Source organism: Novosphingobium pokkalii (assembly GCF_014652855.1).
Lineage (GTDB): Bacteria > Pseudomonadota > Alphaproteobacteria > Sphingomonadales > Sphingomonadaceae > Novosphingobium > Novosphingobium pokkalii.
This window is the reverse complement of record NZ_BMZP01000015.1, coordinates 97,430-112,252: the sequence shown is the minus strand read 5'-3', so window position 1 is coordinate 112,252 and position 14,823 is coordinate 97,430. Positions and strand designations below refer to the sequence as shown.

Below are 14,823 nucleotides of genomic sequence, written 5' to 3'. Positions count from 1 at the left end.
GACGACATCGGCTTGAGCTTAACTTCGCCGCAAATCTGTCCAGGAAGGCGGGGCCACCTCAAAACGCCATCCGCAGCAGCCATCGAATTTTATCCAGAGTAGCTTCTGCGCGGCCTTCGCGCTCGCATTTTGCAATCCATTCGAATGCGACTTCCTTGAAGCTCACCGCTAGCGCGAACTGCGCCTTCACCTTGGCGCGCTTCTTCTCGAGCACCGGGTCGAGCCCAGCGGCAATAGACTTCCGCGCCTCGCGGCATTTTTCGCGCGCGTCGGCAAGAGAGATGGTCGGCCAGGGGCCGATATGCAGCGTTTTGTTTATGGCGCCATATCGGTAGCGAAAACGCCAGAGTTTGGCCCCAGAAGGTTGGACGGCGAGGGCGAGTCCCTGCCCATCGGCAAGGGTGTACGGCTTCGACTTCGGTTTCGCTGCGTGGATTTGGAGTTGAGTGAGCATCGTCGTGTTCCCGGATTTTCCGGGCTCATCCAGCAGACACGAGAAGAGACACATTTTGTGTATCTTCGGGTGAAAGCCACTGGATCAACCCGGACGGTTACCAGCGATTTTCGACGAATTTATGCTTTGAAACCAGCTTCTTGCTGGACGTTCCCGGACATGTCCGGGAGAGAAAGTGGTGCCAGGAGAGGACTCGAAATTGGGCTCTAAAAGCGCAGAAATCCGCCGCTTTTCCACCCACTCTGGGGAGCGATACCCTCCTCGATACCCTCGGACTTTTTTGCTGAGCAGGTTCGCGTCTTGCGACGTCCGATACTGCCTGAAAGCAGCCCGACTTTAAGGGTGATTCGCCCGACAAGATCGCGTCGTCGTAGCCGCGGAATCGGGCTTCTGTGCGACCGCACCGGATAGGTGAGTTCCCATCCCGCTTACAGCGTCAGCAGATCTCTGACCCTGATGGAGATCCCGATAGGCGCCCAGCGCGTATGCGCAGCGACGAGGAGATGCGCGGGCAGATCAAGCGCGCTCATGAAGTCAATTGCCGTATCTATGGCTCGCGCAAGGTTTGGTACCAATTGCGGCGCGAAGGCGTTGCGATTGCCAAAAGCACGGTGGAACGACTGATGCGCACCATGGGTCTGGCAGGCGCTTATAGTAGCAAGAAGAAGATCACGACTGTCAACAATCCCAAGGCACCGTGTCCGCTCGACAAGGTCAACCGCCCGTTTCGCGTTGCTCAGCCCAACGCCTTGTGGGTTAACAATTGTGGAACGGCGTGCAAAATTGGGTCTGCCTCGAATTTCGTGCACTTCGGATCATGGGGGTGCCATCACCCCGGGCTTGAGCAGATCTATTTTGGCGCGCCCATACGGCTGTCGCTTGATTGCTTTCAAGCGGTTGACCTTGCCCTCGACCTGGCCGTTCGACCACGGTGTTGAGATCGCGGCAGCAACGGCATCACTGTCGGCCTCGACGCCGGCAGCGAATGCCGCAAGCTTGGTCTCGGTCGCTATGGCGATCCATGGATCGAGCCGTGCCTTGTCTTTCGAGCGCTTCATCGCGTGGAAGCGGTTGAGAGCCGCGCGTGCGGTGATCAGCGCCGGCACAGCCTTTTGGATTACCGCGTTAATCAGAACAGTCTTAACTGAGCCAGCGTCGCCCTCGGTGGCCATGTAGCGCACTATGTTCTATGCACTGAGCCCGGCACTGCCGGAGCGAGTTTTAGTGCGTCGTGTAGTCCGGGCAGTTCGCCCCCTCCGCCACCAAGTGGCCCAACGTCTCGACAATCCCGTCAATCACAGTTCGGCTTTCCAAGATCAGACCTGGTCCCTGCAGGCTACTATCCCATGCTTTCGAGGCCATCGACGTTCACTCCTTGCTGAACCCCGGTGGAGTGGGCCCGACGCAGCGCGGGAACGTCAAATTTGCACGGAATTTGAGTTAGCCCCTGAAGTCCATGCCGATACGTCCGGTGATTAGATCGCGGTGGCCAACCCCAGCATCGGCGCAGCGGCGCCGTCTTCCTGATCGGCCATCTCGGCGCGCACGAAATCGACAAAGGCGCGCACCTTTGACAGCGCGTAGTTGCCGCGCGGGAATACCACATGCAGTGGAATCCGCTCGTTCACGAGGTCGGGCAGCAGGACTTCGAGGCGACGGGCGGCGATGTCGTCCTCAACAAGGAAGCGCGGCAGGTAGCTGATGCCCAGGCCCTCGAGCGTGGCCTCGCGCGCCATGCGCACCGAGTTGCTGGTGAGCGGCCCGCGATTGACGGCAACCGTGGTATCTTCCGACAGGCGCCACTCGCCAACCTTGGAGATGTGCGTTTCGACGATGCAGGTGTGCACCTTGAGGTCGTTGGCGGCCGAGGGGCGCCCGGCGCGGTCGAGGTAGGAGCGCGCTGCGACCAGTGCCATCGGATAGCTGCGCAACTGCACCGATTCCAGGCTGGAATCGAACGTATCGCCCATCCAGAACACCACGTCGAAGCGGCCCTTGAGCAAGTCAACCTTGCTGTCCGACAGGTTCACGAACAGGCGCACGTCAGGATAGGTCTGGAGGAAGCGCGGCAGGATCGTGGTGAGATCGAACAGCGAGGATACCACCGGAGCGTTGACCTTGAGCTCGCCGCGCGGCTTGGAGAGCATCCCGGTCATCACCTGGTTGGCGTCGTTGACCTCCTCGACAATGCGGGCACAGCGCGCGTACATTTCGCGGCCCGCCGGCGTCAACGTTACCGAGCGCGTCGTGCGGTCCAGCAGGCGCACGCCGATGCTCTGTTCGAGCTTGGCGATCTGGCGGCTGACCGCGGCCTTGGAATACCCCAGCATCGTAGCGGCGCTGGAAAAGCCCCCGGTGCTGACCACCGCGGCGAACGACATCATCGCCATCACGTTTCCAAGATCGGGTCTGTCGTCCATGCCTGCTCCCTCTGCCACACGCCTGCCCGTGTCAATGCGTCCCATCACCGTCACGGGCGTGTTGGCCCAGCATAGCGATCCTGGCGCGGCCTGTCTGCACCCGCTGCGCGGAATTGTTGTCCAAACGAAAAAGATGACGCAAATTAAGTATTACTGTTGCGTTTATGAATCCTTTCGGCGAGGACGTGCTACGCCACATGAGCGCTTGATTCGCGGCGCGGACCGCGCATGACGCAGACAAGGGAGAAATTCGATGGTCAGCCAGCTTTCCCAAGCGGCCCTGCGCGACCAGCGCAGCCAATTCCACCCATTCACCGCGATCACCGATCTTATGGCCGAAGGGCCCACGGTCATGGAAAGCGGTTCGGGCATTCACGTGCGCGATGTTGACGGGCGCGAATATATCGACGGGATGGCCGGCCTGTGGTGCGTCAACCTCGGTTATGGGCGCCGTGAGATTACCGAGGCGATCGCCCGGCAGAGCGAGCGCCTGTCGTTCTTCCACACGTTCAACGGCATGAGCAGCGACGTTGTCGCCGAATGCGCCGAGGCCCTGCTGCAGCGTGCGCCGGTGCCGATGTCTCGCGTGTTCTTCGGCGCATCGGGCAGCGATGCCAACGAAACCCAGCTCAAGCTCGTGTGGTATTATAACAACCTGCGAGGCAAGCCCGAGAAGAAGAAGATCATCGCCCGCTGGAACGCCTACCATGGTTCGGGCGTGGCCACGGCCAGCCTGACCGGGCTGCCGGGCATGCACACGCTGTTCGACCTGCCAAAAGGCCCGATCCTTCACGTCAGCGCGCCCTATTACTATCGCAAGGCACCCGAGGGCATGACCGAGCGGGCGTTCTCGCAGCAGCTTGCCCAGGAACTCGAGGATCTGATCGAGCGCGAAGGCGCCGACACCATCGCGGCGTTCTTTGCCGAGGCGGTGATGGGGGCTGGCGGGCTGATCCCGCCGCCAGAAGGCTATTTCGAGGCGATCTGCCCCATCCTCAAGAAGCATGACATCCTGCTCGTCGCCGATGAGGTGGTCTCTGGCTTCGGCCGTCTCGGCACCTACTGGGGCAGCCAGACCTATGGCTACGAGCCCGACCTCATCACCTCGGCAAAGGGCGTGACCTCGGGCTACTTCCCGATGTCGGTGTGCTACATCTCGCCCAAGGTCTGGGACGTGATCGAGAGCGAGGCAGGCAAGGCCGGGCTGTTTGGCCACGGCTACACCTATTCGGCACACCCGGTCGGCGCCGCCGCGGCGCTTGCCGCGCTCAAGCTGATCGATGACCTCAAGGTGGTGGATAACGTAGCCGATGTGGGGCCCTACATGCTCCAGGCGATGCGCGACCGGCTTGGCCAGCACCCCCATGTCGGCGACATTCGCGGCAAGGGATTGATGCTGGGCATCGAACTGGTGCATGATCGCGGCACCAAGGAAGCGCTGCCCATGGCCAACCGCACCGGTCGCCAGGTGCTCAAGGCCGCAGCCAATCGCGGGCTGATCACCCGTGCGCTGGGCGATACGCTGGTCTTTGCCCCGCCGTTGGTGATCACCCGCGCCGATGCCGATGCCATCGTCGATCGCTTCGGCGCCGCGGTGGAGGATGTGTTGCCCGGCTGACCCCACAGGCCAACCCGGGGCGGGGACGGCGCACAGCTTGGTGCACCGTCCCCGCCGCGCGGTTCCACGTCGTCCAGGGAGGGGCAGATGGAATTCAAGACCGCAATCGAGGGCATGGCGCAGGCCGAACGTGGCGCGCGCCGGCTGACCCCGGCGGGACAGGTCAGCGCGGTGCTGGTCGGGCTGATCGGCGCCTTCGTGATTTTCGTGACGCCCGGCTTTCTGGCGGTAATCGCGCAAAAGACCGGGTTCGACAACGACCAGCTCGGCTATCTCGCCGCGTTTGACATCAACGCGATGGGCGTGACCATCGGCCTCAGCACGTTCCTTTTGGCGCGGGTGCCCTGGCGTCTTGCGGTGAGTATCGGCCTGGCGCTGGTGATCGCCGGCAATATCCTGACCGCGCTCGCCACGGGCTTTGTCGCGATGGCCGCGGCGCGGGTGGTGGCGGGAGCGGGTGAGGGGATCGCAGTGGGCTTTGCCTTTGCCGCGCTTGGCCGTGCCGCCAATCCTGACCGCGCATTCTCGATCTATCTCGTGGTGGGCGCGCTGTGCAGCTCGGCGCTGCTCTACAGCCTGCCCGCTCTGCAGGCGGCAGTCTCGCCCGCCACGTTGTTCCTCGCCAATGCGCTGGTCGTGGTGCCAGTGGCGCTGGGCGTACGCTGGTTCCCAGAAGGCAGCGTCGATGAAACCGACATCTTCGCCGGGGCTGGCCGGCTCGACATGCGGCTGGCAAGCGGTGCTCTGCTCGGCGTGTTCCTGTTCTTCTTCGCGCTGGGGGCGATGTGGAGCTATTCCGAGCGGATCGGCATGGCCCACGCCATTGCGCCTGGGGTCATCGCCACCGGCCTCTCGATCGGCACGATGGCGGGCGTTGCCGGGGCTGCGCTCGCCGGCATGCTGCCGCGCCGGTGGGGCCGGGTGTGGCCGTTGCTGCTGAGCGGCGCGGCAGGCATCGTCAGCTTCCTGATGTTTGACGGGCGGGTCGCGGCGACCGGCTTCGTGGTAGCAGTCGTGCTGCTGCAGTTCTGCTGGAACTTTGCGCAACCGTTGCTTTCGGGCATCTGTGCCGAGGCGTGCCTGCGCGGGCGGGTGGTATGCGCAATGGGCTCCATCCAGACATTCGGCACCGGCCTTGGCCCTGCAGCCGCCGCCACCACGCTGGCCAGCGGCTCGTTCGCACCGATGATCTATGCCAATAGCGCGATCCTGGCGGCGAGCATCGCCGTCACCGTGCTGACCATTCGCGCCGAGCGGCGGCGGCGTCCTGCCTGACGAGCCATCGGCCTGACGAACGACCGCCCTGACGAGCGTTCGGCCTGCTGAGCAATCGGCGGCCCGGCCGCGTCGCTCTGTTTGGGTAGCAGAAACGGGAGAGCCGGGGCGCGGCAGCAGGCCGCACCCCGGCATCCTTTACCGTCGCTGCATCAGAGGAACACCGCGCGCGAAAGGCCGCCGTCGACCGCGATCGACTCGCCAGTGATGCCGCTGCCCAACTGCGAGCACAAGAACACGATCGGGTCGGCCACTTCGGCCACTTCGAGCATGCGCTTGACCGCGGCGGGGCCGGCGGCCTCGCGCTCGACGATGGCATCGAACGTGGTGCCTTCCTCGGCTGCCATTTCGGCAAACCATTCCTCGATGTGTTCGGTGCGGGTGACGCCGGGGTGAATGATGTTGACGGTGATGCCGTCGCGTCCCACTTCGTCCGAAAGCGTCTTGGTGAAGTGGACCAGCGCAGTGTTGCGCATGCCCGACAGCGCCTCTGTGCAGCGCGCGGTGAGACCGCCGACATTGACGATGCGGCCCCACCCGGCCTTGCGCATATGCGGCACGCAGGCCTTGGCAGCGCGAAAGTAGCCGAACAATTTGGTGTTGAGGTCAAGCATGAGCGCGTCCTCGTCCGCCAGCTCGATCGCGTTGCGCACCAGACCGCCTGGTGCGGCGGCGCAGTTGACGAGGATGTGCACGTCACCAAAGCGCGCCACGGCGGTCGCGACGAGTGCCTGGACCGATTCCCACGACGTGGTGTCGGTGGGTACGGCAATGATCTCGCCGCCGGTCGCTTCGCGCAGTTCGGCCGCGGCCGCTTCGAGCTTGGCGGCAGTGCGCGCCGCGATCACCACTTTGGCGCCAGCCAGCGCCAGCTTGCGCGCGGTTTCCTTGCCGATGCCCACGCCGCCCCCGGTGATGACGGCGACCTTGCCCGCAAGGCCCAGTTCCAGGTTCATGTTAGATCTCCTCGTGAAATGCATGATGATGGGATCAGGCGGACAAGACCACCCTGGCGATCCCGGCTTGGTCGAAGGCGGCGACGATCGTGTCGCCGCGATGGATTTCCGTGACCCCGGTACAGCTACCGGCCGCCACGAGTTGCTCGGCGCGCAGCCCGCCCTCGCCATGGACACAGAGCCAGTTGGCGAGCCAAACCAGCGCATCGAGCGGATCGCCCATGACGCGGTCGGTCGATCCCGCCACCGGTGCATCCGCATCGAGCGTGAGCGTCACCGGCATGGCGGCAAAGCGCGCTTCCCAGCCCGTCGCGAGCCGGTCGCCCAATACCAGGCCATAGCCCATGACGTTGTCTGCGATGAGCAGGCCGAGTGGCAGGTCGCTGTGCTCGAAGCGCGTGCGCACGATCTCGATGCCGGCCCATACGCCCTTGAGCGCGGCGGCAACCTCGGCGCGCGTATAGGCCTGCGCGCGCGGCGGCAGGTCTTCGCCCAGCTCGAATACCAGTTCGGCCTCGGCAAACATCTCGTCGCCGCAAAAATCGATGGTGCCATGGTTGCAGAAGATGTCGCTGGCGGGCAGCCGGCCCACCGCCGGTTCGTGCGCGCCATGGGCCATGCGGGCACCCTCGCTGGTCAACCCCAGCTTCCACACCATCACCGGCAGCGTAAGCGCGACATGGACGGCGCGCTGCGTCGCATAAGCCTGCGCCACTGGCACGTCATCGGCCGGCACTGCGGCTGGGGTGGTGGAGCGGCGCGCGGCAAGCAGGGCCTGCGCCAGCGAAAGGTCGCCAATCGGCATGGAGTTCTCCCCGGGCGATCGGACTCGTTTTGCCGCCGCCGCTTCATTGTCGCACATATGCAACAACAAACTTTGAAAATCTAGTATTGTTTACGCAATGAAGTTGGGTTAGCTCACGTCCAAGCCAGATTCGCCCGGTGCGGTCACCACGCCGCCGCGGGTCTGCTGCATCACACGATCGCCGCCACAGGCGAGACCGAGGGGAGTATCATGTCGAGCCAGTCCACCGCCCCCATCGCCGAAACCGCACGCCAGACGGCCGACCGCCTGGCCGCTGCCCTCGCGCCGGCGCCGCGCGGCCTCATCATCGACGGACGCGCGGTTCCTGCGCTGTCTGGCAAGACTTTTGCCACCGAGAACCCGGCGACGGGCCGCACGATCTGCCAGGTCGCCGAGGGCGGGGCGGCCGACGTCGATGTCGCCGTGGCCGCCGCGCGCCGCGCGCTGGTCAATCCCGCGTGGGCGGCGATGAGCGCCTACGATCGCGGGCAGTTGCTCTATCGCCTGGCCGACCTGATCGAGCGCGAGGCCGATGAACTGGCAGTGCTGGAGTGCATCGATAACGGCAAGCCCGCCTCGCTCACGCGCTGGGTCGAGATCGAAGGGTCGATCAAGACCTTCCGCTACTTTGCGGGTTGGACCACCAAGTTCGGCGGCGAGACGCTGCCGGTTTCGCCGCGCAGCGGTGCGCGCATCCTCAATTACACCACGCGCGAGCCGGTCGGCGTGTGCGGTCTGATCGTGCCGTGGAACTATCCGATGTCGATGGCGGCATGGAAGGTGGCGCCCGCGCTGGCAGCGGGCTGCACCGTCATCCTCAAGCCGGCCGAACAGACGCCACTGACCGCACTGCGCCTGGCCGAGCTGGCGCTCGAAGCCGGTATTCCCGCAGGCGTGTTCAACGTCATCACCGGCTTTGGCGAAGCGGGTGCGGCACTGGTCGCGCACCCCGGGGTCGCCAAGGTGGCCTTCACCGGATCGACCGAGGTGGGCAAGGCGATCGTGCGCGGTGCCACCGGCAACCTCAAGAAGGTGAGCCTGGAACTGGGTGGCAAGTCGCCGCAGATCGTTTTGCCCGATGCCGATCTCGGCGTTGCCGCAGCTTCGATCGCGGCGGGCATCTTCTTCAACCAGGGCCAGACTTGCACTGCCGGCTCGCGCCTCTATGCCCACGCCGCGATCCACGACGAACTGCTCGACCGCATCGCTGCCGAGGCAGCCAAGCTGACGATCGGCAACGGCCTTGATGCTGGCGTCAACTTCGGGCCGCTGGTCTCGCAGGAGCAGTGGGACCGCGTGGCCTCCTATGTCGAGATCGGCCAGGCGGAGGGCGCCGAGGTGATGATCGGCGGCGGTCGGCCTGCCGCCCACGGCGAAGGCTTCTTCTTCGAACCGACGATCCTGCGCGGCGCCGGGCGCGACATGCGCGTGGTGCGCGAGGAGATCTTCGGCCCGGTGCTGAGCGCGCTGTCATGGAGCGATGCCGACGACCTGGTGGCACAGGCCAACGATTCCGACTTCGGCCTTTCGGCAGGCATCTGGACCAACGACATCCGCCAGGGGCATCGCCTTGCCGCAGCCGTCAAGGCCGGCACGGTCTGGGTCAACTGCTTCAACATGGTCGACAACGCCACCCCGTTCGGCGGCTTCAAGCAGTCGGGCTGGGGCCGCGAGCACGGGCGCCAGGCCATGGAACTCTACAGCGAGACCAAGAGCGTGTGGGTCAACCTCAGCTGAGCAGAGCCTCGCTCCACCAGCACGCTGCGTCAACTTAACGTCTTCAATCAGGGAACCGACCATGGGCAAGACTCTCATCGTGAGCACCGACGGCCAGGCCGTCATGCGCAGCCACGACAACGGCAAGTCGTGGTATCGCATCAACATTGGCCAGGATCTGGAATACGACGATCGCGTGCGCTGCCTCGTGGTGGACCCGCGCAATCCCGACGGCGTTTTCGCCGGAGCGGAAAAGGGACTGTTCTACAGCGCCGACTGCGGCGTGCACTGGCGCCGCATCGACTGCGCGCTCAACGGGCTTGCGGTGTGGAAGCTGGTGGTCAGCGACAGCGATCCGCTGGTGATGTATGCCGGCACCGGCGCCCCGTCATTGGCGATCTTCTTCCGCTCGCGCGATGGCGGGCAGACCTGGGAGCGCACCAGCCTGGAAATGCCCGAGTTCTGCGCCGGGGTTAACCGCCCACGCATGTTGGCGCTGGCAGTCGATCCGCGCGATGCCGACGACGTCTGGGCGGGGATCGAGGAAGGCGGCCTCTATCGCAGCCGCGACGGCGGCGACAGCTGGACGCGCATCGACACCACGTGGTCCGATTTCGGTGGCAATTCCGACCTGCACGACATCATGGTCCTGCCGCAGGACGACGGCAGCACCGTCCACCTCGCACTGACCGTCATCGCGCTCTACCGCTCGACCGACGGCGGCCAGACCTGGACGCGTCAGCCGGCCAAGGAGACCTGGGGCCTGCGGTATTCGCGCGTGCTGTTGCGCCGCCCCGGCAGCAACCGTCAACTGGCCGTGGGCATCGGCGACGGCACCCCGGGCACGACGGCGGCGATCCTGCTGTCTGACGATGCCGGCGAAACCTGGACCAGGGCCGCGCTCGACCATCCGTCGAACTCGTGCCTGTGGGCGTTCGGCTCGCATCCCAGCGATCCCGATTTCCAACTCGCCGCGAGCAAGTTCGGCTATCTCTATCGCAGCGTTGACGGCGGCCGCACCTGGGCCAAGGAATGGCGCGAGTTCAACGAGATTACCGGCCTCGCCTGGCTGCCGTCCGTTCCCTCAGACCTGGGGTTGCCGCATGTCACCCATTAACGTCGCGCGGATCGCGCATATCGTCCTGTTCGTTAAGGATCCCGAGGCCTCTGCCCGCTGGTATGCCGAAATCCTCAACATGAAGATCACCGCGCGCGCCGGCGATGGGCCGTACAAGGGTGGGGTGTTCCTCAGCTTTGGCCTGAGCGACCACGATATCGCCCTGTTCCCGGCGGCAGCCGATACCGCCAACGGCAAGGAGGCCAAGGGCCGCGAGTTCGAGCACATCGGCCTGGCCATGGCCGGGTGCAACATGGAAGACCTGCGCGCCAACTACGCCTTCTTCCGCGAGCGCGGCGTCGAGATCGCCGAAATCCTCGATCATGGCGTTTCGGTGGGCATCTATTTCTACGATCCCGATGGCCACATGCTCGAGGTGTTTTGCCAGAATGTCCCGCTCGAGGGCGGCGCATCGCAGGCCGAGCTAAACCGCAACGAAGGCCAGGCGAACCCGATCACCCTGTGACCGCGCCGGCCCAGACCTGAACCGGGCGATGCCCGCAGACACAAAAAACCAGGGGAGTTGTCATGACCAGATACGCCGCCAACTTTGGCGCTTTCCACATTCGCAAGTGGTTCACCCAGGTCGAGGAAATCCTTGCCGGCGAGACCGGCGCCGCCGCCGACGGCGCGCCGCTGATCAAGTACATGATCGGCGCGTGCATCAAGAACCCCTATGCCGGCAACTATGTCGAGGATCTCTCGGCGTGGATCGAGGCCTCGCCGGTGCTCGGCGTGGAATTCGGGCGGCGCATCAATGCGCTGACGGGTGGGGCGCCGATCGAAAGCTATGGCAAGGCGATTCTGGTGGGGATCGATGGCGAATACGAGCACGGCAACGCGCTGCTCACCAATCCTGCCGCGAACCCGATCCGCGATGCGCTGGGCGGCGGGGCCTCGTGGGTGCCCTCTACCGGCAAGCGCGGGGTGCCCGGCACCATTCTTGATGTGCCGTTCGGCCACAAGGATGCCCTTTATGTGCGATCGCACTACGACACGATGAGCGTCTCGTTCGACGATGCGCCCAACCGTGACGAAGTGATCGTATGCTGGGTCTTTGCCACGCGCGGCCGCCTCAATGCGCGGCTCGGCGGGCTTCGCGCCGAAGACGCCGAAGGCAACGGACTGACCTGACCATGGCGGCGGACCTCATCCTGGACGATGCGCCGCCGGCGCCGGTGGCGCTCTTGCCTGGCGAGCGCATCCGGCGCGTTGTGCGCGGTGGCATGTCGCTGTGCGTGCGCGAATGGGGCGATGCGCAGGCCCCTGCGATCGTGCTGATGCACGGGCTGCGCGGCTATTCGGGCACCTGGCGCCCGCTCGCCGCGGCGCTGGCCGACCGGTACCGGCTGATCGCGTTCGACGCGCGCGGACGCGGCGAGAGTGGCTGGGACGAGGGCAGCAACTACTACACCGACGCCTACCTCGCCGATCTGGAGGCGGTCGTCGCCGATGCGGGGCTCGACCGCTTCGTGCTGGTCGGGCATTCGATGGGCGGCACCACTGCCTATGCCTATGCCGCACGCCATCCCGGGCGCCTCCACGCTCTGGTGGTAGAAGACATCACTGCCGGCTCGTCGGTCGGTGGTGCTGGGTTCGAACGCATCGTCGCCGAGATGAAGGCGCTGCCCGTGCGCTTTGCCGACTGGGCCGAGGCGCGGACCTATTGGCGCCGCCTGCGGCCCAACGTGAGCGGCGCAGCGATCGAGGAGCGGTTGTGGGAAAGCATGACGGCTGACCCTGCGGGCGGGGTGCGCTGGCGCTACGATGCGGAAGGCATCGCCGCGACGCGCGTCGCGCCCGATCCGGCCCGCGTGCTCGACCTTTGGCCCGTCATCGCCGCGATCCGCGTGCCGACGCTGGTGATCCGCGGCGGCCGTTCAGACTTCTGCAGCCTCGAGGCGGTGCGCCGGCTCGAAGCGCAGAACCCGCATCTGGCCCATGCCAGCGTGGATGGTGCCTCGCACTATGTCCACGATGATGCCCCCGAGGCGTTCCGCCGCCTGGTCGAGGGTTTCCTCGCCGGCGTCACGGTGCGCGCGCACGAGGACCCCGATGATGGCCAATGAGACGCCTGCCGCACCTGCACCCTCCGACAATGCGTTAGTTCGCACGGGTGCGGACACGATGTTCGACGCGCTTCACGCCGGGGGCGCGCGTATCTGCTTTGCCAATCCCGGCACCACCGAGATGACCATGGTCACCGCGCTGGCCCGCCATGGCGGCATCCGCCCGGTGCTCAGCCTGTTCGAGGGCGTCTGTACCGGCGCGGCGGACGGCTATGCGCGCGTGTCAGGGCAGGTCCCGCTGACATTGCTGCATCTTGGCCCTGGCTTTGCCAATGGCATCGCCAATTTGCACAACGCCCGCCGGGCTGGCTCGCGCATCGTCAACATCATCGGCGACCATGCCACCTGGCACTTGCCCTATGATGCGCCGCTGACCTCGGATATCGAATCCTTAGCATCGCCGGTTTCGCGCAAAGTGATCCGCATGGCCGAGCCCGCTGCCATTGCGCGAGATGTTGCCACCGCATTTGCCGCGACGCGGGCGGCCGAGGGCGGCGCGGCGACGCTGATCGTGCCGACCGACGTGATCGACGCGCGCGAGGAAACGCAAGATGCGGCGTCCGGTGGTGCTACGCCTGCCACCTGGCAAGGCGCGCGCGTGGACGACGCTGCGGTTGCCGCCGCCGCTGCCGCACTGGAGGGTGATCAGGGTGTCATCGTCCTGCTGGGCGGCAATGCCCTGACCGAGGTGGGTGTGCGCGCCGGGGCCGCACTCGCTGCGCGGCTTGGCGGCCGGCTGCTGATGGAACCCTATCCGGGCATCGTGGATCTGGGCGGTGATCTGCCTGCCGTCGAGCGGCAGGCCTATTTCCCCGACGACGTGATCGCGCAGATGGGCACGGCCCGCGTCGTGCTGGCCGGCGCGCGCATGCCGATCAGCTACTTCGGTTACGAAGGCTGGCCCAGCCAGCTGGTTGCAGAGGCCAGTCTGGTGCGCCTGGCCGGGCCAGAGCATGATGCCATCGATGCGCTGCTGCGCTTGGGTGCTGCGCTGGGTGTAACGGGGCCGGATGGCGCCCAGCCGTTCACCCCGGCCACTGCCAGTGCCAATGATCCCGCTGCCGCGCTGACGCCGGCTGGCGTGGTCGAGGAACTGCTGGTGCAGTTGCCCGACCATGCGATCATCTCGCTCGAGGGCTCTACCTTGGGTGGGCCCTGGTTGCGCAACGCGCATCGCGCGCGCCGTCATCGGGTGATGACCAACACGGGCGGCGCGATCGGCCAGGGGCTGCCCTGTGCGGTGGGTGCGGCGCTCGCCGCGCCAGAGGCGCGCGTGGTTTCGCTTCAGTCTGACGGTAGCGCGCAATACACGCTCCAGGCCCTGTGGACGATGGCGCGCGAGAACCTGCCGGTGACGGTGATCCTCGCTGCCAACCACCGTTACGCCATTCTCCAGACCGAGCTGGTGCGCGCCAACGCGCCGCTCGGCGATGCCATGATCGAGGCGCTCACGCTTCTCGACAAGCCAAGGGTCGATTGGGTTTGCCTGGCGCGTGGCTATGGCGTGGAGGCGGTGCGCGTCACCACCTGTGGGGAGCTGGCCGAGGCACTGGCGCGGGGCCTCGCGCTCGATGGCCCGATGCTGATCCAGGCTGAGTTGCCATGAGCACTGCGGCGGTGGGTTCCACGCCGCCGGTGGCGATCGTCACCGGCGGCAGCGGCGGCATGGCACCTGGGATCGTGCGTGGGCTGCGGGGTGCCGGGATTGCCGTGGTCATTACGGCGCGCGATGCGGGGCGGCTTGCTGCTGCCGCCGAAACGATCGGCGGTGATTGCCTCGCACTGGCATCGGACGCACGCGATCCGGCATCCATCGAAAGCCTCGTTGCCGCCGTCCTTGCGCGGCATGGTCGGATCGACGTGCTGGTCAACGCCGCCGCCAGTTCCACCCCGATCAGTGGGGCGATCGAGACCGTCGATGTGGCGGCACTGATTGCCGATCTTGACGTCAAGGTGGGCGGCTATCTCCGCTATGCCCAGGCCGTCGTGCCAGCCATGAAGCGGCAGGGGCGCGGCCATATCGTCAATATCGGCGGGTTGACCGGCCGGTCGAGCGACACGTTGAGCGGGTTGCGCAACGCGGCGGTCTCACACCTGACCAAAGTGTTGTCCGACCAGCTTGGCCCGGCCGGTATCACTGTCAACGCGGTGCACCCCGGCATCGTGCGCACCCCGCACCTGGCCGAACTGTTTGCCGAAATGGCCCACGCCGAAAACACCACGCCCGCGGCGATCGAGGCGCGCTTCGTTGCCGAGATACCCACCCGCACGATCCTGACCCCCGACGATGTCGGCGCGATGGTGGCGACGCTGGCTGCTGCCGCACGGCCGACCATTACCGGTCAATCGCTGACCATCGACGGGGGCTATTCGCGCGGTATCTTCCTGTGAGG

14 protein-coding genes and 1 pseudogene are annotated in these 14,823 nt (G+C 65.7%); 10 read left to right on the top strand and 5 right to left on the bottom strand.

Features of this window, described 5'->3' with window-relative positions:
* Window positions 1–58 precede the first annotated feature (58 nt).
* Window positions 59–454 carry an Arm DNA-binding domain-containing protein gene (locus tag IE191_RS15290; RefSeq protein ID WP_191325248.1) on the bottom strand — a complete coding sequence of 132 codons (396 nt, stop codon included), beginning with the start codon at window positions 452–454 and terminating at the stop codon, window positions 59–61.
* 461 nt (window positions 455–915) lie between these two features.
* Here IE191_RS15290 and IE191_RS21085 point away from each other — a divergent pair.
* Window positions 916–1,212, top strand: a pseudogene (locus IE191_RS21085) (IS3 family transposase); the annotation flags it as partial.
* A gap of 57 nt (window positions 1,213–1,269) precedes the next feature.
* Here the strand turns inward: IE191_RS21085 and IE191_RS21080 are convergent.
* On the bottom strand, window positions 1,270–1,626 hold the full coding sequence (locus tag IE191_RS21080; protein ID WP_229815456.1) for a transposase: 357 nt from the start codon (window positions 1,624–1,626) through the stop codon (window positions 1,270–1,272).
* 303 nt (window positions 1,627–1,929) lie between these two features.
* A complete protein-coding gene (locus IE191_RS15280; protein WP_229815454.1) occupies window positions 1,930–2,874 on the bottom strand; it encodes a LysR family transcriptional regulator in 945 nt (314 codons plus the stop codon).
* Window positions 2,875–3,127: 253 nt separating this feature from the next.
* Between IE191_RS15280 and IE191_RS15275 the strand changes: the two genes are divergently transcribed.
* Both IE191_RS15275 and IE191_RS15270 read left to right on the top strand, forming a co-directional pair.
* Complete coding sequence (locus IE191_RS15275) at window positions 3,128–4,492, top strand: aminotransferase (protein WP_191325246.1); 1,365 nt, start codon at window positions 3,128–3,130, stop codon at window positions 4,490–4,492.
* Between the two features lie 87 nt (window positions 4,493–4,579).
* Window positions 4,580–5,767 carry an MFS transporter gene (locus IE191_RS15270; protein ID WP_191325245.1) on the top strand — a complete coding sequence of 396 codons (1,188 nt, stop codon included), beginning with the start codon at window positions 4,580–4,582 and terminating at the stop codon, window positions 5,765–5,767.
* 152 nt (window positions 5,768–5,919) lie between these two features.
* On the opposite strand, the gene IE191_RS15265 is transcribed toward IE191_RS15270, so the two are convergent.
* On the bottom strand, window positions 5,920–6,723 hold the full coding sequence (locus IE191_RS15265) for an SDR family NAD(P)-dependent oxidoreductase (protein ID WP_191325244.1): 804 nt from the start codon (window positions 6,721–6,723) through the stop codon (window positions 5,920–5,922).
* Between the two features lie 34 nt (window positions 6,724–6,757).
* Window positions 6,758–7,528 carry a 2-keto-4-pentenoate hydratase gene (locus tag IE191_RS15260; protein WP_229815452.1) on the bottom strand — a complete coding sequence of 257 codons (771 nt, stop codon included), beginning with the start codon at window positions 7,526–7,528 and terminating at the stop codon, window positions 6,758–6,760.
* A 210-nt stretch (window positions 7,529–7,738) separates the two neighbouring features.
* On the opposite strand from IE191_RS15260, the gene IE191_RS15255 reads away from it, so the two are divergent.
* The 7 genes from IE191_RS15255 (at window position 7,739) to IE191_RS15225 (ending at window position 14,821) form a co-directional block, all read left to right on the top strand.
* Window positions 7,739–9,265: an aldehyde dehydrogenase family protein gene (locus IE191_RS15255; protein WP_191325243.1), complete on the top strand. Its 1,527-nt coding sequence runs from the start codon at window positions 7,739–7,741 to the stop codon at window positions 9,263–9,265.
* A 61-nt stretch (window positions 9,266–9,326) separates the two neighbouring features.
* Window positions 9,327–10,361, top strand: coding sequence for a WD40/YVTN/BNR-like repeat-containing protein (locus IE191_RS15250; RefSeq protein WP_191325242.1), 1,035 nt, complete (start codon window positions 9,327–9,329; stop codon window positions 10,359–10,361).
* Complete coding sequence (locus tag IE191_RS15245) at window positions 10,348–10,827, top strand: VOC family protein (RefSeq protein ID WP_191325241.1); 480 nt, start codon at window positions 10,348–10,350, stop codon at window positions 10,825–10,827. Before IE191_RS15250 ends, IE191_RS15245 begins: the two co-directional genes overlap by 14 nt.
* A 62-nt stretch (window positions 10,828–10,889) precedes the next feature.
* Window positions 10,890–11,495, top strand: coding sequence for an amino acid synthesis family protein (locus IE191_RS15240; protein ID WP_022678528.1), 606 nt, complete (start codon window positions 10,890–10,892; stop codon window positions 11,493–11,495).
* A 2-nt stretch (window positions 11,496–11,497) separates the two neighbouring features.
* Window positions 11,498–12,430: an alpha/beta fold hydrolase gene (locus IE191_RS15235; protein WP_191325240.1), complete on the top strand. Its 933-nt coding sequence runs from the start codon at window positions 11,498–11,500 to the stop codon at window positions 12,428–12,430.
* The gene (locus IE191_RS15230; protein WP_308432918.1) at window positions 12,417–14,036 is read left to right on the top strand and encodes an acetolactate synthase large subunit; all 1,620 of its coding nucleotides are present in this window, start codon (window positions 12,417–12,419) and stop codon (window positions 14,034–14,036) included. Before IE191_RS15235 ends, IE191_RS15230 begins: the two co-directional genes overlap by 14 nt.
* The gene (locus IE191_RS15225; RefSeq protein WP_191325238.1) at window positions 14,033–14,821 is read left to right on the top strand and encodes an SDR family NAD(P)-dependent oxidoreductase; all 789 of its coding nucleotides are present in this window, start codon (window positions 14,033–14,035) and stop codon (window positions 14,819–14,821) included. Before IE191_RS15230 ends, IE191_RS15225 begins: the two co-directional genes overlap by 4 nt.
* Window positions 14,822–14,823 lie beyond the last annotated feature (2 nt).

What these genes read in the sequence shown, in the direction of transcription:
- IE191_RS15290 (WP_191325248.1), bottom strand. Translation starts at nt 454, where the DNA reads ATGCTCACTCAACTCCAAATCCACGCAGCGAAACCGAAGTCGAAGCCG.
- IE191_RS21080 (WP_229815456.1), bottom strand. Translation starts at nt 1,626, where the DNA reads ATGGCCACCGAGGGCGACGCTGGCTCAGTTAAGACTGTTCTGATTAAC.
- IE191_RS15280 (WP_229815454.1), bottom strand. Translation starts at nt 2,874, where the DNA reads ATGGACGACAGACCCGATCTTGGAAACGTGATGGCGATGATGTCGTTC.
- IE191_RS15275 (WP_191325246.1), top strand. Translation starts at nt 3,128, where the DNA reads ATGGTCAGCCAGCTTTCCCAAGCGGCCCTGCGCGACCAGCGCAGCCAA.
- IE191_RS15270 (WP_191325245.1), top strand. Translation starts at nt 4,580, where the DNA reads ATGGAATTCAAGACCGCAATCGAGGGCATGGCGCAGGCCGAACGTGGC.
- IE191_RS15265 (WP_191325244.1), bottom strand. Translation starts at nt 6,723, where the DNA reads ATGAACCTGGAACTGGGCCTTGCGGGCAAGGTCGCCGTCATCACCGGG.
- IE191_RS15260 (WP_229815452.1), bottom strand. Translation starts at nt 7,528, where the DNA reads ATGCCGATTGGCGACCTTTCGCTGGCGCAGGCCCTGCTTGCCGCGCGC.
- IE191_RS15255 (WP_191325243.1), top strand. Translation starts at nt 7,739, where the DNA reads ATGTCGAGCCAGTCCACCGCCCCCATCGCCGAAACCGCACGCCAGACG.
- IE191_RS15250 (WP_191325242.1), top strand. Translation starts at nt 9,327, where the DNA reads ATGGGCAAGACTCTCATCGTGAGCACCGACGGCCAGGCCGTCATGCGC.
- IE191_RS15245 (WP_191325241.1), top strand. Translation starts at nt 10,348, where the DNA reads ATGTCACCCATTAACGTCGCGCGGATCGCGCATATCGTCCTGTTCGTT.
- IE191_RS15240 (WP_022678528.1), top strand. Translation starts at nt 10,890, where the DNA reads ATGACCAGATACGCCGCCAACTTTGGCGCTTTCCACATTCGCAAGTGG.
- IE191_RS15235 (WP_191325240.1), top strand. Translation starts at nt 11,498, where the DNA reads ATGGCGGCGGACCTCATCCTGGACGATGCGCCGCCGGCGCCGGTGGCG.
- IE191_RS15230 (WP_308432918.1), top strand. Translation starts at nt 12,417, where the DNA reads ATGATGGCCAATGAGACGCCTGCCGCACCTGCACCCTCCGACAATGCG.
- IE191_RS15225 (WP_191325238.1), top strand. Translation starts at nt 14,033, where the DNA reads ATGAGCACTGCGGCGGTGGGTTCCACGCCGCCGGTGGCGATCGTCACC.